This is a genomic window from Zoogloea sp. 1C4 (assembly GCF_009469605.1).
Taxonomy (GTDB): Bacteria; Pseudomonadota; Gammaproteobacteria; order Burkholderiales; family Rhodocyclaceae; genus Zoogloea; species Zoogloea oryzae.
The window spans coordinates 39423-62009 of sequence record NZ_SSXU01000023.1 but is presented as its reverse complement, the minus strand read 5'-3'; the positions used below and the strand labels follow the sequence as shown (position 1 = coordinate 62009).

The following is a 22587-nucleotide window of genomic DNA, read 5'->3' as shown; positions in this document are numbered from 1 at the left end:
CTGCGCGACGATCTGGTGTATCTGGACGAGCGGATCAAGACCGAGGACAAAGCCATCGAGGCGCTGGCGCGCACCCACCCCAGCGCCCGACGTCTGCAGCAACTGCGCGGCGTCGGTCCGCTGGTGGCCACGGCGCTGATCGCGGCGCTGGGGGATGGGCGGCAATTCACGCATGGCCGCCAGGCCTCGGCCTGGGCCGGGCTGGTCCCGGGTCAGCACAGCAGCGGGGGCAAGCAGACCTTGCTGGGCATCAGCAAACGGGGCGACACCTACCTGCGCACCCTGCTGATCCACGGTGCGCGCGCGGCGCTGCGAGCGGCCCGCGACAAGACCGACCCGTTGAGCCTGTGGCTGCAGGGCCTGTGCGCCCGGCGCAACAAGAACGTGGCGGCGGTGGCGCTGGCCAACAAGACCATGCGCCTGGCCTGGGTGCTGCTGAGGCGCGAGGAAGACTACGACCCGCTGCACGGCCACGCGACGCCGCCCGAGCCGGCCTGAAGCGGGCCGGCGCCCAAGCCATTTACCTGTGATGACGGTTTAAGGAGGTGCCCCTTCCTCACGATTGCCCAGCTAGAATCGCCGATGACAAACTGATCGAATCGGCGTCTGAAAACCCTTCAAAGTCCGATGTGCCACCGAGCACGCTAGGTCGATCAGGAGCAGACGCGCGGATAACTCATCATGGCCCGGGCCACTACGCCCAACCAGGAGGCCGGATATACGTGAGCAATCGATCCCCTTGTTGTCCAACATTCGCGCTGGCAAAACGGGAGGAGTCCATATACGGACTTCAGTCCGACACGATGGCCGGGGACACCGGGGGCGTTGTCGGACTGAAGTCCGACCTACAGATCGATCCACCGAGGTATCAACCCACCACCCTGCAACACATCACTCAGGGCTGCGAATGCTTCATTCACGGGTGTGAATCGTTCATCACGCGGGTGTTGATGATCTACACGTCGTGAACAATCGAATACAGGCTGGTGTAGATCGAATACACCTCGTGAACATCGATCTACACCCGGCGAACATCGATCTACACCCTGTGAACATCGATCTACACCCTCGTGTAGATCATCAACACACCGTGCACATCGATCTACAGGCGCTGTGAAAGCATATCCACCCACCCGCACAAAGCACGCAATCTGCCCGCTTCCAGCTACGCACCCGCCCACAAGGGTGCTGTCGGCAGAACATCGGCGCACCGCAAAACCCACCCACAATGCATGTGCAATATTCCCATACCACATACCCAATGATAATATCGCGCAAACTGTATCTTTATTCACACAGCCCATAGGAGACAGCGGTGAGCGCCACCCCGAAACGCATCCCCCAATCCATCCTCGACGCCGACATCGAAACCCTGCGCGCTCTAAGCGGAATCGATGGCTACACCCCGCACAACGCCGCCTACAGCCTCGAGTCCGCCATGGCTGCGCTACAGCGGATGAGCGAGTTCGAAACCGCCCTCATCCACGCTGAAAATGCCGTTGCCGCCGCCCGCAGCGCCCTCCTCAATGAACGCAGCACCGTCCACAAGATCGCCCTGGGCGCGAAGGACGAAGCGATCGTCCTCTTCGGGCCCGACTCCGATCAGATCGTCGCGCTGGGCATGAAGAAGAAATCCGACCGCAACCGCCCCAAGCGCGCAGCCAAGACTGCCGACAAGGGCTGATGGGCTGTTGCATGGCCCGGGAGCACAGCACGACTGCCGGGCAGGCAATTGCAGATGGCGGCCTGCGCCGCCGCTCCTGCCAATGCGCTTTCAGCCGCTCGACCATCTGACACGCCACGGTGGCAATCGCTATAGTTGGATTACACACCCCGCCCGACAGCCCACACCCGGAGGCGACGCAAAGCCATGACCACCTTCAGCACCACCCGCTATTTCGCCGCTTCGCCAGCCACCCTCTTCGAGGCCATCCGCAACCCCGAACGCCTCGTCCGATGGTGGGGGCCGCTGGGCTTCAGCAATCGCTTCCACGCCTTCGACTTCCAGCCCGGTGGCGAATGGCGCTTCGACATGATCGGCCCCGACGGCACCGTCCATCCCAACGAATCCCGCTTCGAGCACATCGAACCCGAACGCCGTGTGGTGATCCAGCACACCTGCGCACCCTTCTTCCGGCTCGCCATCACCCTCGAACCCACCGGCGACGGCACCACGCTCCACTGGGATCAGACCTTCGCCGACACCCGCATCGCCGAAGCCGTCGCCCACATCGTGAAGCCGGCGAATGAGGAGAATCTGGATAGGTTGGGGGCGGAACTGAGTCTGGCCGGATAAGGCGCACCGGCGCCCATCCCTGCACACCCGTCGGGATCACACGGCTCGCGCGGGGCGCTGACGGAACGGCAGCCCTGCAAGTCCGAACTTGCCGGTGCCTGATGGTCACCGGGGCACGCCACGCGGTTTGCCATTAACATAAGGACGTTCCCACAGCGTCCCCCGCCCACGATGAGCGCCCCCCACCTGCCCGCCGAAGCCCGAGTTGCCGTCCTCGTCGATTGCGACAACACCACGCCCGACATCCTCGAATACGCCCTGCGCGTGGTGGCGCAATTCGGCCGCGTGGTGCTGCGTCGCGGCTACGGCAACCACACCACCCTCTCGAAAACCTGGCAGGAAGCCCTCGTCCGCCAGGCCTTCACGCCCTGCCTGCAGTACCAGTACGCCGCGGGGAAGAACACCGCCGACATCGCCCTGGCCCTCGACGCCCTTGAGGCGATGTTCGACCACCGGGCCGACAAGTTCTGCCTCGTCACCAGCGACTCCGACTTCGCCTACCTGTGCCGCAAGCTCCGCGAACGGGGCGCCACCGTCTGCATCGTCGGCGAAGCCAAGACCCCCGACGCCCTGCGCAACGCCAGCGACCAGTTCTTCGAATGGACGCCGGCCCCCGCCCCGGTTGCCAGCACCACCGAACACCCCGCCGACAAACCGGCCCCGGCGAAGACCGAGCCGCTAAAGCCCGCTGTCGTCAAACGCCGCCCCAAGTTCGTCGCCGACGCCGTCGCCCTCCTCGCCGCCGGCACATCGGAAGGCCGCATCTCACTTGCATCCCTCGGCCAATACCTCAAACGCACCGACCCCGGCTTTTCACCCGCCAACTACGGACACTCAGGGCTGCTGGACATGGTGAAGACCTACGACCTGCTGGCGCTGAAGAAGGAGGATGGCGGGCATTACACCGTGGGGTTGAGCGAGGGAGATGTGGCAGGAGCGGTGACGAATGGGGGTGGGCATCGGTGATTTGAGGGGATGTCGGGTTTCGCTACGCGAACCCGACCTAAATCAGCGAAATACCTCCGTGACCCCGTGGTCACCACGGACCTTGCATGAAAGACCGCGCACGGTCACTCAACCTATGTCAGGCAACGCCAAGAAAAGTATGAGCATCAAACATCACGGGTCATGCCTCTGCGGGGGAATCCGTTTTACGATCACAGGGACACTTGAGCCTATTCAGGTGTGCCACTGCGCTCAGTGTCGCCAGGCCCAGGGTGGCCCGGTCGCAACCAACATACCCGTTGACGTCAGCGCACTCGCGTACGAGCGCGGTGAGGAACTGCTGCAACATTACGAGTCCTCACCTGGCAAGATCCGCGCGTTCTGCAAAGTTTGCGGGTCGCCTGTCTTCAGCAAGCGTGATTCGCTGCCAGGCGTAGTTCGAATCCGGGCCGGTCTGCTTCAAGAGCCCGTGAAGGCACAACTCGCATTCCATGCATTTACGGGTTCAAAGGCAAGCTGGTGGCCCATCACCCGTGGCCTGCCGGAATACCCTGAGTGGGCGCCAACCCCTCCAAAGCCAATTTCGTGAAATAGACAAGCGCTTGCCAACACCGTACGCCCGGAACGGCTCTGGCGCCTGACGGGCGGTTCGGAGTGGACGCCAACATGGGCCATCGCTTCGCGATTTAGACGGCCCATGTTGATGTCCTACGCGTTTCGTGCGCCGGCACAAGTTAACCTCGGCGTTTGAACGACTGTTTTCCTCACAGCTCAACACCAGCCAAGGGTCGAAAGCAGCCCTTCCACCACACCATGCACCTCCGATACCTCGCCGTCCTCCTCTGCTCCGCCCTCTTCTCCCTGGGCTCGGCCAAGATGCTCGTCGAGGGGCTGGCGAGCGGGCAATACCACGGCGCGAAGTCGGCGCGGATCTTCTTCAGCACGTCGCCGATCCAGTTCAGCCTGATGACGGTGTTTTTTGTGGTGGTGTGCGTGCTCTTCGGGTATCTGGCGTGGGCCACCTTTCGCGATGGGCCGGTGCGGGTGGAGGCGGATCTGGATGCGGTCCGGGCAGAACGGCGGGCGCGGAGTGCGCGCGGCCGAAAGGCAGCGCAGCCCTCCACGGGCGGCCTGCTGTTCAAGATCGTTGTGGCTGCGGCCGCTATTGGCGCTGGGGTGCCGTTCAAGATGGGCCTTTCTGCCCTGCTCGGCAAACCATTGGCGGATGCGGTGTTCGGCCTGTGGGTGCTGGTCTTCGTGTTGTGGGTCGGGATCAGCGGCTGGCGCTGGGCGCGGCGGGGAGATGCGGCTTAGGCTCGCGGATGTCGGGTTAGCGCAACGGCAGCGCGGCAGACAAGCCATCGGGCAACATCGATATCGGGAAAACTTGCAGCGAAGGAAACTGGCGTGAGTCTGGAAGACATAAAACAGTTGGTGTTTGGAACAAACATCAAACCACTTGCCTCACGATCCCCGCTGCTTGAAGTGGTTTATTGGCCAGACGCCTTCCTGCTCTTCTCGTTTGCGCTTTCCATCCTTGGGCACCTCGAAAAACCCCCACTCGCCCACCCTTGATAAAATTACGCCGTTCTGAATCCGCCCCGAGCCGACTCTGATGAAACCGCGCAGCGCTATCAAGACCGACCTGTTCGCCAACGAACTCCACCGCAAGAAGATCGACACCCTTGGCGATCCGCTGGCCGAAATCGAGTCGTACATCGACTTCGTGGCTTTGGCGGCCGAGGTGGATCGGATTGCGCCGCGCCCGGTGAGTGTGCAAGGTGGCCGCCCGGCGTATCCGACCGAAACGATGGTGCGCATCCTGGTTCTGAAGCGCCTGTACACTCTGTCGGACGAGCAGATGGAGTATCAACTGCTTGATCGCATGAGCTACAAGCGCTTCTGCGGGCTGGAGAGTGCGACGAACATCCCCGACCGCACCACGGTGTGGACCTTCGAGAACCGCATCGGCGAAGCGGGCGCGAAGGCGCTGTTCGACGGCGTCTCGGCGCAGCTGCTCCAGAAAGGCTTCATCGCCCGGGGCGGGCAGATCATCGACGCGACCCTGGTGCCGGCGCCCAGGCAGCACAACAGCCGGGGCGAGAAAGCACTCGTCGAGCAAGGCGCGATGCCGGCCGGCTGGAAGCCCGCCAAGCGGCGCCAGAAGGACCTCGACGCCACCTGGACGAAGAAACACGGCAAGAGCCACTTCGGCTACAAGCTCTCCATCAACGTCGACTCGAAGTACAAGATCATCCGCAAGATCGAGACCGACACGGCGAGCACCCACGACAGCCAGCACTTCGACAACGTGTTCGACACGGTGAACACAAGCCGGGACGTCTATGCCGACCGAGGCTATCCGTCGGCGGAGCGGGAAGCCTGGCTGAAGGAAAACGGCTTCCGCAATCAAATTCAGCGCAAGGGCCAACGCAACAAGCCCTTGTCCGACTGTCAGCAGCGGCGCAACACGCGCATCGCCAGGACGCGCGCGCGGGTCGAGCACGTGTTCGGGGCCATCGACCAGATGGGCGGCAAGCTGCTTCGCACCATCGGCCGAGCACGGGCGAACTTTGCGATGACGATGATGGCAGCCTGCTACAACCTGAAGCGGCTGGTTTATTTCCAGAAGGCGGGAGTCAAGGCTTTCTGACGCCCGAAATGGGCCGAATCGCCGCTGGCGGAGGGGATTCGAGGCAAAAACGGGGTGACACCGGCGAAGAAAGCGGTGATTTGCTGAAGAGATTGAACCGGACTCGGTCGCGATCATCGTTGCGCGACGGAATTTACTGAAAACATCGGGTTATTCGAGGCGCCCCCTTCTGGTTGTTGCCATCTCATTTTTTTCTCGGAAGATTACATCTCTCAAGATCAAGTCGAATGCCGCCTCTGTGTCGGCCGTTTTCATCGCTAGATTTGTCTGCTTTCTGATTCTGGTCGGCACCATATCTGCCACCTCAAGAATTTTCCTGTTCATTTTTGGCGAAAGCACCGAGATCTTTGTAAACAAGGCAGCCGTCACCATCTTCTCCATACTGTTCTTGATTCCAGCATTCATCTGCGCCTTCCTTGCGGTTGCCTGTGGTGTAGCCATGCACTTCTTGCTCAGTTTGAGATTGCAGAAATAGCGTTTGGCAGATGCCCGTCGAGGGCTGGTGTGGGCGGTTGGAGACACAGCACGGGGCACAGAGGACGCGCGTCCGAAAAAAGGCGCCGCTATCCACGGGCGGCCTGCTGTTCAAGATCGTTGTGGCTGCAGCCGCTATTGGCGTCGGAGTGCCGTTGAAGGTGGGCCTTTCGGCCCTGCTCGGCAAACCATTGGCGGATGCGGTGTTCGGCCTGTGGGTGCTGGTCTTCGTGTTGTGGATCGGGATCAAGGGCTGGCGCTGGGCGCAGCGGGGAGATGAGGCTTAGCCGACGGGAGCCAGTTGCATGAACAAGGCAGGACGACGCGTTCTGGTGGTCGATGACATGACATCCATACGGAGTGTCGTGATGGCGCTGCTGAAGAGCGCGGGTTACGAGGCCTTCGGTGCAGGCAACGGGCAGGCGGCGCTCGATCTGCTCTCGAAGAAGCAGTTCGATCTGGTGCTGAGTGACTGGAACATGCCAGAGATGAACGGCAGCGAGCTTGTCCAGCGCATCCGCGCCACTGACAAGAAACTGCCCATCATCATGGTGACCGCCGAGAACGACCCCGGGCGGGTGATGGAGCTGCGCGACCTGGGGGTGAATGGCTATCTCATCAAACCCTTCAAGCCGGCGGCGCTGATGGCGGTGCTGGACAAGCTGTTTCCGCCGGGCTCGAAGAACGCCGCGTAGGCGTGACAGCCAGGCACACCGGCACGCCTGATTGTCCGGGCGCTTACGGAATATTTCAGGACCAACGACTTAACTGGCTAAAATCTCAAATAACTGAGGCCACACCGATGCGGCATTTAGCTTGTGATATGCCCCATAGAGATCCCCAACGCAGCCATCCCCTTCATATCCGGGGATGTAGATGGTGTTTGGCCCCATCGCCGCGGGATCATGGGAAAAAAGTATCTTTCTAGGAAAATTAAGTTTATCGAACTCACTTGCTATTTCGGCAGAAAACCCATCCCGATCCGTCATTACTATAAGCACATTTTTTAGTGAAACGCGCGCAGCCCTTTTGCGCCATGCGGCCACTGCAGCATCGAACGAGGAGTAATGCTGAAAATAAATTCTTATTTCTTTCAAACGGCCAACAGGATAACCGAGCCGTTCCGTCTCCGCCGAATCAAAACTGATCTTTGCCCGTAAATTCTCGTCGAGATTACGACAAAACTCTATAAAATCCGATGACCTGAACCACAAGCCGACTGTGGGTGACGTATAGCGCCGCCCTTCAAGCTCGTAGAACCTTCCCCCCAAGCAGTTCTGTGAGATATAACAACGATCGCTATTACGTAACTTACGGCTGAATCGCCACTTGAGGGCTCTTCGGGAGCACGAGTTAATAAGCTTCATGATTCTTTTGTTTAGCACGGCAGCCTCAGTTATCTGAATCCACTTCAAGCACGCTGTCGTCCCACTTGGCGTGCTTCTCGAGCCCGACCAGATTGGCGACGGTGGCGGCGATGTTGGAGAGGCCGGCGGTTTCCGTCTGCTTGAGGCCCAGCTTGCCACCCGTCACCTTGTCGAACAGCACCAGCGGCACCGGGTTGAGGGTGTGCGCCGTCTTGGCCTTGAAGCTGCCGTCCTTGTTCTGGGCGGGCTGCTTGGTCTTTTTGTCCAGCTCGAACATCTCGTCGGCGTTGCCGTGGTCGGCGGTGATGAGGGCCACGCCGCCAGCCGCCTCGATGGCGGGCAGAAGACGCGCGAGGGCCAGATCGACGGCTTCGACAGCCATGGTGGCGGCGCGGAAGTTGCCGGTGTGGCCGACCATGTCGCCGTTGGCGAAGTTGCAGCGGAGCACCTTGTACTGGCCGGACTTGACCGCGGCGATCATCGCGTCGGCGATCTCGGCGGCCTTCATCCACGGGCGCTGCTCGAAGGGAACGACGTCGCTGGGGACTTCCTGCCAGGTTTCACCGTCGAACTTGCCGGAACGGTTGCCGTTCCAGAAGTAGGTAACGTGGCCGAACTTCTGGGTTTCGGAGCACGCAAACTGGGCGAGGCCCATCTTGCTGAACCATTCGCCGGACGTATCTTTGATGGCCGGCGGGGCAACGAGGAAGCGCTTGGGCAGCTGCAGGTCGCCGTCGTATTGCAGCATGCCGGCGTAGGTGACCTTGGGCGCGCGCACGCGGTCGAACTTGTCGAAGTCGTCCTCGACGAAGGCGCGGGTGATCTCGATGGCCCGGTCGCCGCGGAAGTTGTAGAAGACGACGGAATCGCCGTCTTCGATCGTGCCGATGGGCTTGCCACCGTCGGCGATCACGAACTCGGGCAGATCCTGGTCGATGGTGCCGGGGTTGCGTTCGCGCAGGCCGTTCACCGCATCGGTGGCGTTGGCGAACTGCGGGCCTTCGCCCAGCACGTGGGTCTTCCAGCCCTTCTCGACCATCGGCCAGTTGGCGTCATAGCGGTCCATGGTGATGTACTGGCGGCCGCCGCCGGAGGCGATGCGGGCGTCGAAGCCGTCGGTGCTGATCTCGGCCAGGAAGGCCTCGAAGGGCACCACGTAGTCGAGCGCGCTGGTCTCGGGCACGTCGCGGCCGTCGAGCAGGGCATGGATGCGCACCGTCTTCACGCCTTCGACCTTGGCCTGGGCGACCATCGCCTTGAGGTGGTCGATGTGGCTGTGCACGTTGCCGTCGGAGAACAGGCCGATGAAGTGGATCACGCCCCGGCCGGCCTTGGCCCCCGCCACGATCTCTTTCCACGCCTCGCCCGCCCAGATGGCGCCGTCGGCGATCGCGTTGGCCACCAGCGCAGCGCCCTGGGCATACACCTGGCCGGCGCCGATGGCGTTGTGGCCGACTTCGGAGTTGCCCATGTCGTCATCCGACGGCATGCCGACCGCGGTGCCGTGGGCTCGCAGCGTGATGTGCGGGCATTCGGCGAAGAGCTTGTCGAGGGTCGGCTTGCGGGCGGCGGCGATGGCGCTGCCGGCGTCGTTCTTGGGGATGCCGTAGCCGTCCATCACGATGACGACGACGGGGCCGGCGACGCCGGGGAAGGCGGAGAATTTCTGCAGCATGGCGGTTCCTGGAGATTGAATTCGGGGCCGGTGCGCGGACACACCCGGACGGCATCCGGCTAGCCCGTTATTTTCCCGCAAATCGCGGGGCGCTTACAGCCTTGTGTGCATGTCGGTGCGATGCGCAGCACGGCGCGGGCGGAACTGGCGGGTGTCGCGGTAGTAATCGGGCGATTCGCTGTCGGGCGTCACGCCGGGCACGCCAAGCAGCGGCAGCGGAAAGAGATCGGCCTTGCCGAAGGGTTGGCAGGTGAGGCGATCCGCCAGCCAGACGTCGGTTTCGCGCTGGCGATCGGCATCGGGCAGATCCAGCCAGCCGGGCTCGACGACGCGGTACAGCGCCTTGGCGCACAGGCCGACGAAGGGCGCGCGGAGCTGATCCCAGCTGCCGTGGCCGAAGATCAGGAAGCGGGTGGTGTCGGCGAGGCGCTGGCGGTGATGCCAGAAGGCGGCCTCCCATTCGTGCCCGGCGAGGAGCGCGGGGATGGCCGGGTCGGAGGACACGACGACGATGCCGCATTCGTCGAACTGGGTGAGCGCATCACGCAGCGGGCCGCGCCCGGGCAGGCCGGCGTCGAGTCGCGCCTGCTGCTCGCGCAGGTGCAGCCCATTGCAGGCCGCCTTGCTCGTCGGCCAGACGCACCAGGCAAGGGCGTTGAAGAAGTCGTGCCAGTCGTCGGCGCGGGTGGGCACTTGGCCGGTGGCGTGGATGTGCTGCTCGTAGGCGATGTCGCCGGCCGGCGGGAGCGTGAAGCGGATCGGCAGGCCGGAACCAGCGCGGGCGTTGGGGGCGACTTCGGCCAGCAGCGCGGAGAGCGCCGCAGCGTCGGGCAACTGCGGATACGAAAACCGGGCAAGCAGCCCGGTGATGGATTCGAACAGCGGGAGGCCGGCCAGCGCCGCCGGGCTCATTCGCCGGCAGGCTTGATCGGCGTGGCGGGCTTGTCGGCGGCGACGAACTGCAGGCGGTCGGCCTTGCGGGTGAAGGTGCCGACGAGCCGGCCCGGCGGATCGGCGGGCGCATCCTTCCAGACCTGCAGCTCGCAGCGCTCGGTGCCGGCGAGATACCAGTTCTTGCCCTGCTTGAGCGCCCACAGCATGTCGCCCGCCTCGAAGACTTCCATCTTCACGCTGCCTGCCACGCCGGGCTTGATGCTGTAGCGGCGCAGGCAGGTGGGCATCCGGGAGACGACGACGGCCTGGCTGACCTCGTCGTTCCAGAAGAACTGCTGCTCGCGGACAAGGGAGATCGACTGGTCACGACCGTCAATGAGAAAGGCGGCGCCCTCGTATTCGCAGGCCGTGAGCAACGGCAGGAGGGCAAGAATCAACAGTCGCTTCAGGGTCGGGCGCATCATCGGGTCACGGATATCGGATCAGCTCAGTTTCCAGCCAATGGTCTCGCCACCACGCAGGGGCACCAACGGATCGCCGGGCAGGTAATCGACCGCGGCCGGCACGCCCCAGCTTTCCTTGACCAGGGTGATGCGGTCGGTGTTGCGGGGCAGGCGGTAGAAATCGGGGCCGTTGAAGCTGGCGAAGGCCTCGAGCTTGTCGAGGGCACCGGCCTGCTCGAAGGCTTCGGCGTAGAGCTCGATGCCGGCGTGGGCGGTGTAACAGCCCGCGCAGCCGCAGGCGGCTTCCTTGGTGCTCTTGGCGTGGGGCGCCGAATCGGTGCCGAGGAAGAATTTGGGGCTGCCGGAGGTGGCCACGCGGACCAGCGCCTCCCGGTGGGTTTCGCGCTTGAGCACGGGCAGGCAGTAGTAATGCGGACGCACGCCACCGGTGAAGATGGCGTTGCGGTTGTAGAGCAGGTGGTGGGCGGTGATGGTGGCACCCACGTTCGGCCCCGCTTCGGTCACGAACTGCGCCGCTTCGGACGTGGTGATGTGCTCGAAGACAATGCGCAGGGACGGGTAGCGCGCTGCAACCGGCGCCAGTACGCGATCGATAAAGACGCGCTCGCGATCAAAGATATCAACGTCAGCATGGGTTACCTCGCCATGAACACAGAGAACGATGCCCCGCTCCGCCATCCGCTCTAGCACGGGGTAGATGCGGGCGATGTCGGTGACACCGGCGTCCGAGTTGGTGGTGGCGCCGGCCGGGTAGAGCTTGGCGGCGACCACGAAGCCGCTGTCGGCGGCCTTGTCGATCTCCTCGGGCTTGAGGGTGTCGGTGAGGTACAACGTCATCAGCGGGTCGAACTTGAGCCCTGCGGGCACCGCCGCGAGGATGCGATCACGGTAGGCGGCGGCCTGGTCGACGGTGGTCACCGGCGGACGCAGGTTGGGCATGATCAGCGCCCGGCCGAAGCGGCGGGCGGTATCCGGCACGACGGCGGCGAGAGCTTCGCCGTCACGCACGTGCAGATGCCAGTCGTCGGGGCGGGTGAGGGTCAGGGTCGACATGAGCTTCCGTCCAGAGAATCAATATTTAACGGTTGAAAGATTTTAGCAGCCCGACGACATCATTCCCCATCGTCAGCGCTCGATTTGACGCGCAGACCGTGGGCGTAGAGGTCGTTCTTGGGGGCGCCGGTGATTTCGGCGGCCAGGCGCGCCGCCGTCTTGAGGGGCAGCTCGGCCATCAGCAGGCCCAGCACCCGCTCGGCTTCGGGCGACAGCCCTTCCGTCGGCGGCGCAGCGGAGACCAGCAGCACGAACTCGCCGCGGGAGCGGTTCGGATCAGCCGCCAGCCAGGCGGGCGCATCGGCCAGCGGCATCCGCACGATCTGCTCGAAGAGCTTGGTGATTTCCCGGGCAACGACGATCTGGCGGGTCGGCTCGAGGGTTGCGGCGATGTCGGCGAGGGTCTCGGCGATTCGATGGGGCGCTTCGTAGAACACCAGCGTGCCGGGCACGCTGCGCAGGGCGTCCAGCGCGGCCTTGCGGCCCGCCGACTTGGTGGGCAGGAATCCATGAAAATGGAACTGCCCATCCGCCAGGCCCGAGGCCGAAAGCGCCGCGATCGCCGCGCAGGCGCCGGGCACCGGCACCACCGGATGGCCGGCCTCCTGCACCCGCGCCACGGCCCGCGCGCCGGGATCGGACACCGCCGGCGTGCCGGCATCGGTGATCAGCGCGACGTGCTTGCCCTCTTCGAGCATCCGGATGACCAGACTGGCGGCGGCCTGCTCGTTGTGCTCGTGGAGCGCGACGAGGCGGGTCGTGATGCCGAAGGCGTCGAGGAGGCGCTGGCTGTGCCGGGTGTCCTCGGCGGCGATGGCGTCGACGGCCTTGAGCACGGCCAGCGCACGCAAGCCCATGTCATTCATGTTTCCCAGCGGGGTGGCCACCACATACAATGACGGCGTCTTGGCAAGCGGAGATTCCGGCAGTGTGGGATGCATGGCGGGCGCGACGGGCGTCGCGGGAAATATCGGCGGAGGGCGATTGTGGGCGCGACGGCGCGCCGATGCAAGCCGCCCACCTGCGGGACGGCGCGGCCGCCGAGGCGCTGGCGGCCCGGCACCTGGAACGCCACGGCTTCACCATCATCGCCCGCAACGTGCGCTGCCGCGGCGGCGAGGTGGACCTGATCGCCGACGACGGCCGCAGCCTGGTGTTTGCCGAGGTACGCCTGCGCAAGAACGGCCGCTTTGGTGGCGCGGCGGCCAGCATCACCGCCAGCAAGCAGCAGCGGGTGATCCTCGCCGCGCAGCACTGGCTGGCCGGTGACGGCCGGCGCCACGCCAACCGGGCCTGCCGCTTCGACGCGATCCTCCTCGACGGCCTCGACGCAGCCCGCATCGAGTGGATTCGCGGGGCCTTCGATGCTTCGTGAAATCTTGTGTACGGCGATTCTGGCGTGCGCCCTCGCCGCCCCGGCCAGTGCCCAGCAGATGCGCATCCTGGTGCAGAGCTCGCCGCTCGCCGGCTTTCAGTATTACGGCGGCAAGATCCTGTGGGACGAGATGCGCGAAGGCGACCGCCTCGCCCTCGTCCGCGAGCCCGACAACCGCCACGACCCCTTCGCGGTGCGCGTCGAATGGCGTGGCGCCAAGCTCGGCTACCTGCCCCGCAGCGACAACCGCGACGTGGCCGAGGAGATGGACCGGGGCACGCCCATCGCCGGGCGCATCGGGCGCCTCACCACCGACCGGAACCCCTGGAAGCGGCTGCGGGTCGACGTATATGTCGGTTTGTAAGCGGATTTCTCCCGGCAACTGCGCATTTCGGCACGGATGCTAGAATCGTGCCGGCTTTCACCGTATCGCTTGCCCTGTATGCGCCGGCCTCTGGCGCGCCTTCCGGATACCCCATGGATCTCGTCGCCCGCATCGCCCAGCAATTTACCGACAGCGCCCACACCAAGCTGTCCGCCCTCGAATTCATGGCCGACCCCATCGCCCATGCCATCGAGGCGATGACCCACAGCCTGATGGCCAACGGCAAGATCCTCGCCTGCGGCAATGGCGGCTCGGCCGCCGACGCCCAGCACTTCGCCGCCGAACTGCTCAACCGTTTCGAGATGGAGCGCCCGCCGCTGGCCGCCTTTGCGCTGACCACCGACTCCTCCACCCTCACCTCCATCGCCAACGACTACGACTTCAGCCAGGTGTTCTCGAAGCAGGTGCGCGCCCTCGGCCAGCCCGGCGACGTGCTGCTGGCGATCTCCACCAGCGGCAACTCGCCCAACGTGATCGAAGCCATCCACGCCGCCCACGAGCGCGAGATGCGCGTGGTCGCCCTCACCGGCAAGGGCGGCGGCGAGATGGGCGCCCTGCTCGGCCCGGACGACATCCACCTGTGCGTGCCCGCCGACCGCACGGCGCGCATCCAGGAAGTCCACCTGCTCACCCTCCATTGCCTGTGTGACGGCATCGACTGCCTCTTTCTCGGAGTAGAAGAATGAAATTCCCCCGCAAGCTGCTCGCCTCGCTTCTCCTCGCCCTGGGCACCGCCTCGGTGATGCAGGGCTGCATTCCGGTCTTCGTTGGCGGCGCAGGCGTGGCCGTGGCGATGACAGCCGACCGCCGCAGCTCCGGCGCCTACGTGGACGACGAGAGCATCGAGTGGAAGGCCGGCAAGTGGATCAACGACCGCCTCGGCGACAAGGTCCACGTCAACGCCACCTCCTTCAACCGCAAGCTGCTCCTCACCGGCGAAGCCTTCAACGAAGCCTCCCGCGAGGAGGCCGGACGCATCGCAGCCTCTGTAGAAAACGTCCGCGAAGTCGTGAACGAACTCCGCGTGGCCCCCACCAGCACCCTCTCCGCCCGTACCAACGACACCTACATCAGCTCCAAGGTGAAGGCCCGCTTCGTGGATCAGAAGGAGTTCCACCTCCCCCACGTGAAGGTCGTCACCGAGGCCGGCACGGTTTACCTGCTGGGCCTTGTGAGCCAGCGCGAAGGCGACGCCGCCACCGAAGTAGCCCGCAGCACCAACGGCGTACAGAAGGTGGTGCGCGTGTTCGAATACATCAGCGAAGAAGAAGCCCGCCGCCTCGACGGCTCCAACCGCAGCACCGATTCCAGCACCAAATAATCTCAGGGAGAACCACCATGAACCGTCGTGAAGCCCTCTTCGCCACCGGCGCCCTGCTTGCCAGCGCCGGCGCTGCCGTCGCCGCCGACGACCACAGCCACCATCACCACGAAGGCGCCCACCCGTGGCAGGCCGTGCTCGACACCGCCGGCATCTGCATCGAGAAGGGCGAGATCTGCCTGACCCACTGCATCATGCTGCTGGGCGAAGGCGACAAGGCCATGGCCGCCTGTGCCGCCAGCGTGCGCGAGATGCTCGCCAGCTGCCGCGCGCTGATCACCCTGGCCGGCGCCGAATCGAAGTTCGCGCCCAAGCTTGCCGCCCTGTGCGTCGATGTGTGCAGGGCCTGTGAGGCCGAATGCAAGAAGCACGCGGCCAAGCACAAGCCTTGCAAGGAGTGCATGGAAAGCTGCGCAGAATGCGCCAAGGCCTGCAAGACGATGATCGTCTGACCTGCCGCGGCATCCCCACCGCCGCAACGGTGGCCGGGAAATCCATGATCCCGACCGAGACTGCCCCACTCCCATGAAGCGCCCGACGGAGCCCGACATGTCTTCACCCGCCAGGCCGGACGAGCCGTCCGCGAGCCCGATTCCGGGCTTCCCCGGCCCCATCGACGGCCTCGACATCTCCAGCGGCCTGCGGCGGATGGAGGGCGATCCCGAGCTGTATCTCGCGCTGCTGCGGGATTTCGTCGCCACCGAGCGCAACGCCGCCACGGTGATCGCCGACGCCCTTGCCGCCGACGACTGCCCTGCGGCAACGCGCTGCGCCCATACCGTGAAAGGGCTCTCGGGCACCTTTGGCGCTTACCGGCTCCAGCCCGTTGCCCAGAATCTGGAACAAGCCCTGCGTGACGCCCGCCCCCGGGCCGAGGTGGACACCCTCCTGGGGCACTTCCGCGCCGAACTGCAGGCGCTGATGGCTGCGCTCGACGCCACGCTCCCACCGGAGCCCGCCCCTACGCCGCAGCACGGCCCGGTGGACCGGGACCAGCTCACCGCCGTCTGCGCCGAACTGCTGCCGCTCCTGATCGATTGCGACATGGCGGCGATCCGGGTGGTCGAAACCCACGCGGGCCTCCTCGGCTGCGCCTTCGGCACCGACTTCCGCGCCATCGAGCACGCCCTGCGCAGCTTTGATTTCGAGATCGCCGAGGCGGCCCTGATCGCCGCCTGCCACAAGCACGGCTTTCCCGCGCCCTCCGCGTAAGCCCTCAGAAACCCGCGTCGGCCAGAAAACGCAGGCGGTCGGCCGGCTTGTCGATGTGCCCGGCCAGCGCCCGGCACAGGGCCTCGATCGAATCGACGCCCTTCGCCTCACGCTTCACCAGCACCTTCGCCATCGGCCCGATGTAGCGGGCGAAGAGCGTCTCGACCCGCGCCAGCGCCTCGTCGGCCAGCGCCGCGGCAGGCGCTTCAAGCGCGCGCTGCGCCTGCGATGCGCCCCCGGCCGGCATCGACACGGGCCGGACGGCGCTCACCGGCCGTGAGCCGGACAACACCTCGCCCGACGTCACCCCCGCCAGAAATGCCGCCCGCGGCGCCGGGTCGGGAATCATCTCGGCCAGCAGGCGGTGCAGCTCCGCCCCGTTGGCCGCCCGTGGCACGGTGCGGCGGACCAGCACCTTCGCCATCGGGCCGATATGCAGTGCCAGGCTGCGCTCCGCCGCCTCAATCACCGCCGGAGTGAGATCGGCGCCGGCCATCGGTCGCGGGATCGACGGATCGAGGGGCACACCGCCCGCCGCGCCCCCCTCGCCCGCGTAGGCAAAGACTTCGTGCTCGCGCGCCTCGGCATCCCGGCGCACCCCTAGATTCTGGAAGCACGCCGCCGCGTTGCGCTTGAGGTGGTGGATCACCTCGAAGTACGCCCGCGAAACCAGCACCCGGCCCGGCTCCGCGAGGCGCATCACGCGACAGGCGGTGGCGATGCCGTCACCCAGGATGCGCGAGCGCCCGCCGGCGTCCGACGCCACCCGCACCGGGCCCAGGTTGATCCCCATCTGCACCCCCAGGCCTTCGCCCGCCGCCGCATCGCCGATCTGGGTGGCGGCGCGCAGGGCGTCTTCCGGATCGCCCACGTAGCAGACGGCGCAGCCTTCCTTGGTGTTCAAGGCCAGCCGGCTGGTGGGCGGCAGGGGCGCGACCGCCTGGGTGAGCATCCGGGCCAGCCGGGTGCGGCCTTCGGTGCGCAGGGCGTCGTCGCCAAACGGCCCGGTGACATCGGCAAATAGCACCGCGGCGATGAAGGTGCGCGCCTCGGCCGCCGACAACCCCAGCGGAAACGGCGCCTCCGGCTGCGGCTCGGCGGGCCCTTCGCCGCCGGCCGGCGGGGCAAGACAGGCCCGGCGGAAAGCCGCCACGTCCCGCGGGCGGGCGTTCTCGTCGGGCTTCAGGGCCCAGTCGATGGCGTTGAGCAGGCCGATGCCGAACACCGCCACGTTGCCGATCCGCGCCGCCGCCGGCATGGTGTCCTCGCGCATGCGGGCGAGGGATTCCATCGGTAGGTGGCCGGTGACCATCCAGTACATCACCCCGGCCAGGGCGTAGAGATCGGTCCACGGGCCCTGCTTGCCGTGGCGGTGATACTGCTCGGCCGGCGCGAAGCCGGGGCTCACCACCGCGGTGAGCGACTGATCCACGTTGTCGGCCTCCACGCGCCGGGCGGAGCCGAAATCCAGCAGCACCGGCGAGCCGTCGTCGCGGATGTAGATGTTGCCGGGCTTGATGTCCCGGTGCAGGAAGCCGGCGCCATGCACCGCCTCGAGGCCGTCCAGCAGCGGGCGCACGATGCGCAGCAGGCTCGCCCGGTCGAGCGGCAGCCGGCCCACCAGCCAGCGCTGCAGGGGCTGGCCGGTCTCGTAGGCCATCACCATGTAGGCGGTGTCGTTGGCCAGGAAGTAGCGCAGCACCCGCACGATGCCCGAGTGGTGGAAGCTCGCCAGCGCCCGGGATTCGAGCAGGAAGCGCTGCAGGCCCCACTCGAAGGCCCGCCGGGCTTCGTCGGAGCGGGGCTCGACGCCAAAGTCGGGCCGGCGCACGGCGGCGTCCTTGGGCAGGTATTCCTTGATCGCCACCGGGCAATCCAGGTTGGTGTCGTGGGCCAGGTAGGTGACGCCGAACCCCCCGCCGCCGAGCACCCGCTCGATGCGGTACTCGTTGAGCAGGTGCCCTTCGGGCAGAACCGGCTGCTCGGTCATCGCAGCCCTCAGCCGTCGATCATCTGCATGGCCTTCTCGAGACTGCGGCGCATGCGGTTGAAGGAACTGGCCAGCACGGCCACCTCGTCACGCCCCTGCTCGGGGAACTCGGGCTGGTCGAAATCGCCGGTGCTGATCTTGTCGGCGGCCGCGGACATGCGCGACACCGGCCCCACGATGAGCCACGAGAGCATCAGGTTGAGGGCCACGAACACCGCGGCGAACACCGCCGCCAGCGACAGCATGAAGGTGCGGAAGGCCTGATCGGCGCTGGCCAGCGGCACCGACATGGGCACCGACACCACCTGGGCGCCAACCACCTCGTCGAGCTTCCAGCCGAAGCCGTTGGCCGAGCCATACACCTTGAGCATGCTGGCCGGCGCGGCGTCCGGTGTGCTGTGGCAGGTGAGGCAGGCGGCCGATTCGATGCGGATCGGGTGGGCGATGTAGAGCGCCGGGCCGGTGGGCGTGTCGCGCTGGCCGCTGATCTCGCGGTTATCGGCGCGGTTGCGGAAGACATTGACCAGATCCGCCTCCCAGTCCGCCGCCCGGTCGCGGGGGTTGGTGGGGTTGAGTGTGGCTTCCTTGTAGTCGTAGTCGGGGTACTTCTTGTGGAGCTCGGCCAGGGTTTCGGTGGCCGCGTAGGCGGGAATGGTCTGGGGCAGGAAGGTGGATTCCATGCGGTCGATCAGGTGCGGCTTGACCTGCCCGACGGTGTAACCACGGATCGCCAGCGCGGCTTCCATCACCAGCCGCGCCTCGCCGAGCACGCGCTCGCGGGCCTGGCGGTGCAGCAGATCGTGGGAGATGTAGCCGGCAACCGCAAAGCCGGCCAGAAAAACGGCGAGCAGCACCAGATTGAACTTGAAACGCAATCCCATGGGAGCCTCCCGGTCGAAGGCCCGGCGGGCCACAAATGAGTCTTATTCTTGCACAGCTCGCACCCGTTTCGGGTTATTGCCGTTGATTTCCTGGGCGGCCCCGCCGGGCGGCGGGGCCTTTGGGCTCAGTGCGGGAGCGCGGCCTTCAGGTCGCCCGTCGGATGCCAGCCCACCAGCAGCACCATCACCGCAAAACCCGCCACATAGGCCACCGGCACGAACCAGCCGTGGCGCAGCCAGTTACCCACCGACTTGGCCTCGGGGAACATGTTGGACAGGGCCACGCCGGCCGACGAGCCGAACCACAGCATCGAACCGCCGAAGCCCACCGCGTAGGCCAGAAAACCCCAGTCGTAACCGCCCTGCTTGAGGGCCAACGCGGTGAGCGGGATGTTGTCGAACACCGCCGACACGAAGCCCAGCCCGAAGGCCGTCTGCCACGACGCGGCGGGGAGCTTCTCGACCGGCATCATCGAGGCGCAGCTCACCAGCGACAGCAGGAAGATCGTGCCCATGAAGGTTTCGGGCAGCACCTCCCAGTCGGGCCGGCGGATGCCGACGGTGAGCAGGATCGCCGCCCACACCGCCACGCCCAGGAAGGGGAAGCTGTCGGCCAGCGCGGTGAAGTGAAGGTTGACCACCACGTTCATCGTGACCGCAGCGGCGAGGATCAGCACCACGATGCCGACCCGCGGGATATCCACGTGGGTGTGCTCGTGGGCGTGGCGGATGATCGGCGAGTGCCGGTGCTGGACCCGCGCGGCCGGGATGCCGAAGATCACCAGCGCCACCGCCGCACCGGCAAAGGCTTCGACCACCGCCAGCGGGCTCACGCCGGCGATCCACATCATGGTGGTGGTGGTGTCGCCCACCACGCTGCCCGAGCCGCCGGCGTTGGACGCCGCAACGATGGCCGCCAGGTAGCCCACGTGCACCTTGGCGCGGAACAGCGAATGCGCCATTGCGCCGCCGATCAGCGCCGCGGCGATGTTGTCGAGGAAGCTGGAAATCACGAAGACCATCACCAGCAGCACGAAGCCGCCTTTCCAGTCGGCCGGCAGGTAGCGCGGCAGGATCACCGGGATGCGGGTCTTCTCGAAGTGCCGCGCCAGCAGCGCAAAACCCATCAGCAGCAGGAAGAGGTTGGACAGCGTCACCCACTCGTGGGCGAAGTGGGCGGCCAGTCCGCCAAGCCCGGGGCCGGCTTGAAAGCCGGTAAACAGCAGCTTGTAGACGGAGATCACCGTCAGCCCCACCAGGCCGACCTTCAGCGTGTGGTCGTGGAACAGCGCGACACCCAGCAGGGTCAGCGCAAAGAGGATGAAATCCACCGGAATCCCGGCCACCGCCGGGCCTTCAACGCCCGCCGCCATCGCCACTCCAGACGCCAGCAACCCTGCCCCCCCCACTGCCAGACACCGGGCCAGGCTCCCCACGTTCGACTTCATACACGCATCCTCAAGACAAGATCCGGACCGTTCTGGCCCGACAATCCCGCATTGTAGGTGCGAAGACGCACTAAGGGCAGCACGTAGCTCAAACCCTTAGCCCGATTGCACTCCGCCAGCACCGGCGCGCGTGTTCTGGGGGGCGCGCAGGCCTTGAGCCAAGTCAATTTGACGCGCTGCGGAAGGCGGACAATCTGCGCTGCGCTGCAGGCAAAGAGGGAGTGTTTTGCCTGCTTCCGTTCAAGCAAACAAGAAAAGAAAGAACCCAACCGTGTCCCACGATCATTCACAAAAGCGCCTGGCCCCGGTGGTGATTGCGGCGATCGGTGTCGTCTTCGGCGACATCGGCACCAGCCCGCTCTACGCCCTGAAGGAAATCTTCAACGGCCATCACCCCATCGACGTCACCCCGGACAACATCCTCGGCATCCTGTCGATGGTGTTCTGGTCGATCATGGCGCTGGTCACCCTCAAGTACGTCACCGTGATCATGCGCGCCGACAACCGCGGCGAAGGCGGCTCCCTGGCGCTGCTCTCGCTGATCACCGAAAACTCCCGCAACCGGGTGGTGACCTGGGTGATCTCGCTGCTGGGCATCTTCGCCGCCGCGCTGTTCTACGGGGACAGCATGATCACCCCGGCGATCTCGGTGCTGTCGGCGGTCGAGGGGCTCGAGATCGTCTCGCCGGACTTCAAGACCTACGTGCTGCCGATCACCCTGGTGATCCTCACCGGGCTGTTCTTCATCCAGAGCCGCGGCACCGGCACCGTCGGGCTGTTCTTCGGCCCGGTGATGGTGGGCTGGTTCGGCGTGCTGGGGGTGCTCGGCGCCCTCGAGATCGCCCGCCACCCCGATGTGCTGGCGGCCCTCAACCCGTTCTACGCGGCGCGCTTCATCCTCAACCATCCGGGGCTCGCCTTCCTGGCGCTGGGCTCGGTGGTGCTGGCCGTCACCGGCGGCGAGGCGCTCTACACCGACATGGGCCACTTCGGCCGCTACCCGATCCGCCTCGCGTGGTTCGGTTTCGTGATGCCGGCGCTGGTGCTCAACTACTTCGGCCAGGGCGCCCTGCTCCTCAACGAGCCCGCCGCCATCGAGAGCCCGTTCTTCCACCTGGGCCCCAACTGGGCGCTGATCCCGATGGTGGTGCTGGCCACCCTGGCCACCGTCATCGCCTCCCAGGCGGTGATCTCCGGCGCCTTCTCGGTGGCCCGGCAGGCGGTGCAGATGGGCTTTCTGCCGCGGATGCTGATCATCCACACCTCCGGCAAGGAGGAAGGCCAGATCTACGTGCCCTTCACCAACTGGACGCTGTACTTCGCCGTTGTGGCGCTGGTGGTGGGCTTCGGCAACTCGTCCAACCTGGCCGCCGCCTACGGCATTGCGGTCACCGGCACGATGCTCATCGACACCATCCTGGTCGGCTTCGTGATGGTGCTGCTGTGGCGCTGGCATCCGCTGGTGGTGGCGCTGGTGGCGGGCGGTTTCCTGATCGTCGACATCGCCTTCTTCGCCGCCAACGCGATCAAGATTCCCCAGGGCGGCTGGTTCCCCATCGTGATGGCGATCGTGTCCTTCACGGTGCTCACCACCTGGCGCCGCGGGCGTCGGCTGGTGCGTCGCGAGCTGGCCAAGCAGGGCGTGCCGATGCCGGCCTTCCTCAAGATGCTCGGTTCCGACGTGCACCGGGTGAGCGGCACGGCCGTGTTCATGACCGGCTCCAAGGAAGGTGTGCCGGCCGCGCTGCTGCACAACCTCAAGCACAACCAGGTGCTCCACGAGCGCGTCGCGCTGGTGACCGTCGAGACCACCGACACGCCCTACGTGAACGACCTGCATCGCCTCTACCTGCACCGCATGGAAAAAGGCTTCCTGCGCATCGTGATCCGCTACGGCTTCATGGAAGACCCGGACGTGCCCCAGGCGCTGGAGCACTGCCGGCGCCTGGGCGAACCCTTCGAGATCATGGAGACCACCTTCTACGTCTCGCGCGAGACCGTGATCCCCGGCGTGCTGGGCCGCAAGATCCACCCGCTGCGGGCGCGCCTCTTCGCCTTCATGTCGAAGAACGCCACCAGCGCCACCGACTTCTTCAAGATCCCCAACAACCGGGTCGTCGAGCTGGGCACCCAGCTGGTGATCTGACCGCAATC

Annotated in this window: 27 protein-coding genes; 17 read left to right on the top strand and 10 right to left on the bottom strand. The window is 65.6% G+C overall.

Translation table 11 applies throughout. The annotated features are described in order from the left end of the window. From GH681_RS19630 to GH681_RS19595, 8 genes are all read left to right on the top strand, one after another. Positions 1-498: IS110 family transposase (locus GH681_RS19630; protein WP_194271287.1), on the top strand; the 498-nt coding region annotated here is incomplete at its 5' end. 817 nt (positions 499-1315) lie between these two features. Continuing rightward, positions 1316-1684, top strand: a complete 369-nt coding sequence (locus tag GH681_RS19625) for a hypothetical protein (protein WP_153163238.1) — start codon at positions 1316-1318, stop codon at positions 1682-1684. 186 nt (positions 1685-1870) lie between these two features. Next, the gene (locus GH681_RS19620; protein ID WP_153163237.1) at positions 1871-2296 is read left to right on the top strand and encodes an SRPBCC domain-containing protein; all 426 of its coding nucleotides are present in this window, start codon (positions 1871-1873) and stop codon (positions 2294-2296) included. Positions 2297-2467: 171 nt separating this feature from the next. Continuing rightward, positions 2468-3262, top strand: a complete 795-nt coding sequence (locus GH681_RS19615; protein WP_153163236.1) for an NYN domain-containing protein — start codon at positions 2468-2470, stop codon at positions 3260-3262. Continuing rightward, positions 3243-3830, top strand: coding sequence for a GFA family protein (locus GH681_RS24155; protein WP_368666708.1), 588 nt, complete (start codon positions 3243-3245; stop codon positions 3828-3830). The genes GH681_RS19615 and GH681_RS24155 overlap by 20 nt, the downstream gene beginning before the upstream one ends. Positions 3831-4054: 224 nt before the next feature. Next, a complete protein-coding gene (locus GH681_RS19605) occupies positions 4055-4555 on the top strand; it encodes a hypothetical protein (RefSeq protein ID WP_153163234.1) in 501 nt (166 codons plus the stop codon). Between the two features lie 93 nt (positions 4556-4648). Continuing rightward, positions 4649-4816, top strand: coding sequence for a hypothetical protein (locus GH681_RS19600; protein WP_153163233.1), 168 nt, complete (start codon positions 4649-4651; stop codon positions 4814-4816). A 40-nt stretch (positions 4817-4856) separates the two neighbouring features. Continuing rightward, complete coding sequence (locus tag GH681_RS19595) at positions 4857-5894, top strand: IS5 family transposase (RefSeq protein WP_153163232.1); 1038 nt, start codon at positions 4857-4859, stop codon at positions 5892-5894. Positions 5895-6044: 150 nt separating this feature from the next. On the opposite strand, the gene GH681_RS19590 is transcribed toward GH681_RS19595, so the two are convergent. Further along, on the bottom strand, positions 6045-6335 hold the full coding sequence (locus GH681_RS19590) for a hypothetical protein (RefSeq protein WP_153163231.1): 291 nt from the start codon (positions 6333-6335) through the stop codon (positions 6045-6047). A 188-nt stretch (positions 6336-6523) separates the two neighbouring features. On the opposite strand from GH681_RS19590, the gene GH681_RS23995 reads away from it, so the two are divergent. Beyond that, on the top strand, positions 6524-6655 hold the full coding sequence (locus GH681_RS23995) for a hypothetical protein (protein WP_255425197.1): 132 nt from the start codon (positions 6524-6526) through the stop codon (positions 6653-6655). Positions 6656-6673: 18 nt separating this feature from the next. After that, on the top strand, positions 6674-7063 hold the full coding sequence (locus tag GH681_RS19585) for a response regulator (RefSeq protein ID WP_153163230.1): 390 nt from the start codon (positions 6674-6676) through the stop codon (positions 7061-7063). Between the two features lie 69 nt (positions 7064-7132). Here GH681_RS19585 and GH681_RS19580 read toward each other — a convergent pair whose 3' ends face one another. The 6 genes from GH681_RS19580 to rsmI all read right to left on the bottom strand — a co-directional run bounded on the left by GH681_RS19580 (position 7133) and on the right by rsmI (position 12762). Then, positions 7133-7735, bottom strand: coding sequence for a DUF1919 domain-containing protein (locus tag GH681_RS19580; protein WP_153163229.1), 603 nt, complete (start codon positions 7733-7735; stop codon positions 7133-7135). Between the two features lie 25 nt (positions 7736-7760). Then, on the bottom strand, positions 7761-9410 hold the full coding sequence (gene gpmI / locus GH681_RS19575; RefSeq protein WP_153163228.1) for a 2,3-bisphosphoglycerate-independent phosphoglycerate mutase: 1650 nt from the start codon (positions 9408-9410) through the stop codon (positions 7761-7763). Between the two features lie 93 nt (positions 9411-9503). Then, positions 9504-10322, bottom strand: coding sequence for a DUF3025 domain-containing protein (locus tag GH681_RS19570; RefSeq protein WP_153163227.1), 819 nt, complete (start codon positions 10320-10322; stop codon positions 9504-9506). Further along, entirely contained in the window at positions 10319-10768 is a 450-nt protein-coding gene (locus GH681_RS19565; protein ID WP_228112000.1) for a hypothetical protein, read from the bottom strand. Before GH681_RS19565 ends, GH681_RS19570 begins: the two co-directional genes overlap by 4 nt. An 18-nt stretch (positions 10769-10786) precedes the next feature. Beyond that, complete coding sequence (pyrC, locus tag GH681_RS19560; protein ID WP_153163226.1) at positions 10787-11821, bottom strand: dihydroorotase; 1035 nt, start codon at positions 11819-11821, stop codon at positions 10787-10789. Between the two features lie 59 nt (positions 11822-11880). Further along, positions 11881-12762 (bottom strand): 16S rRNA (cytidine(1402)-2'-O)-methyltransferase, encoded by an 882-nt coding sequence (rsmI, locus tag GH681_RS19555; protein ID WP_153163225.1) that lies wholly within the window; start codon positions 12760-12762, stop codon positions 11881-11883. A 65-nt stretch (positions 12763-12827) separates the two neighbouring features. Between rsmI and GH681_RS19550 the strand changes: the two genes are divergently transcribed. From GH681_RS19550 to GH681_RS19525, 6 genes are all read left to right on the top strand, one after another. Next, a complete protein-coding gene (locus GH681_RS19550; RefSeq protein ID WP_153163224.1) occupies positions 12828-13196 on the top strand; it encodes a YraN family protein in 369 nt (122 codons plus the stop codon). After that, positions 13186-13560 carry an HIRAN domain-containing protein gene (locus GH681_RS19545; protein WP_153163223.1) on the top strand — a complete coding sequence of 125 codons (375 nt, stop codon included), beginning with the start codon at positions 13186-13188 and terminating at the stop codon, positions 13558-13560. The genes GH681_RS19550 and GH681_RS19545 overlap by 11 nt, the downstream gene beginning before the upstream one ends. A gap of 113 nt (positions 13561-13673) precedes the next feature. Then, positions 13674-14267, top strand: coding sequence for a phosphoheptose isomerase (locus GH681_RS19540; protein WP_153163222.1), 594 nt, complete (start codon positions 13674-13676; stop codon positions 14265-14267). After that, positions 14264-14902, top strand: a complete 639-nt coding sequence (locus tag GH681_RS19535; RefSeq protein WP_153163221.1) for a BON domain-containing protein — start codon at positions 14264-14266, stop codon at positions 14900-14902. Before GH681_RS19540 ends, GH681_RS19535 begins: the two co-directional genes overlap by 4 nt. Before the next feature lie 17 nt (positions 14903-14919). Further along, the gene (locus tag GH681_RS19530) at positions 14920-15354 is read left to right on the top strand and encodes a four-helix bundle copper-binding protein (protein ID WP_153163220.1); all 435 of its coding nucleotides are present in this window, start codon (positions 14920-14922) and stop codon (positions 15352-15354) included. A gap of 73 nt (positions 15355-15427) precedes the next feature. Then, entirely contained in the window at positions 15428-16114 is a 687-nt protein-coding gene (locus GH681_RS19525) for an Hpt domain-containing protein (protein WP_153163219.1), read from the top strand. Positions 16115-16118: 4 nt separating this feature from the next. Here the strand turns inward: GH681_RS19525 and GH681_RS19520 are convergent, their stop codons facing one another. From GH681_RS19520 to GH681_RS19510, 3 genes are all read right to left on the bottom strand, one after another. Next, a complete protein-coding gene (locus tag GH681_RS19520; RefSeq protein ID WP_153163218.1) occupies positions 16119-18104 on the bottom strand; it encodes a protein kinase in 1986 nt (661 codons plus the stop codon). A gap of 8 nt (positions 18105-18112) precedes the next feature. Next, positions 18113-18985, bottom strand: a complete 873-nt coding sequence (locus GH681_RS19515) for a DUF3365 domain-containing protein (RefSeq protein ID WP_153163217.1) — start codon at positions 18983-18985, stop codon at positions 18113-18115. Positions 18986-19110: 125 nt separating this feature from the next. Continuing rightward, complete coding sequence (locus GH681_RS19510; RefSeq protein WP_228111999.1) at positions 19111-20433, bottom strand: citrate transporter; 1323 nt, start codon at positions 20431-20433, stop codon at positions 19111-19113. 271 nt (positions 20434-20704) lie between these two features. Here GH681_RS19510 and GH681_RS19505 point away from each other — a divergent pair, with 271 nt between their 5' ends. Further along, the gene (locus GH681_RS19505) at positions 20705-22579 is read left to right on the top strand and encodes a potassium transporter Kup (protein WP_228111998.1); all 1875 of its coding nucleotides are present in this window, start codon (positions 20705-20707) and stop codon (positions 22577-22579) included. Positions 22580-22587 lie beyond the last annotated feature (8 nt).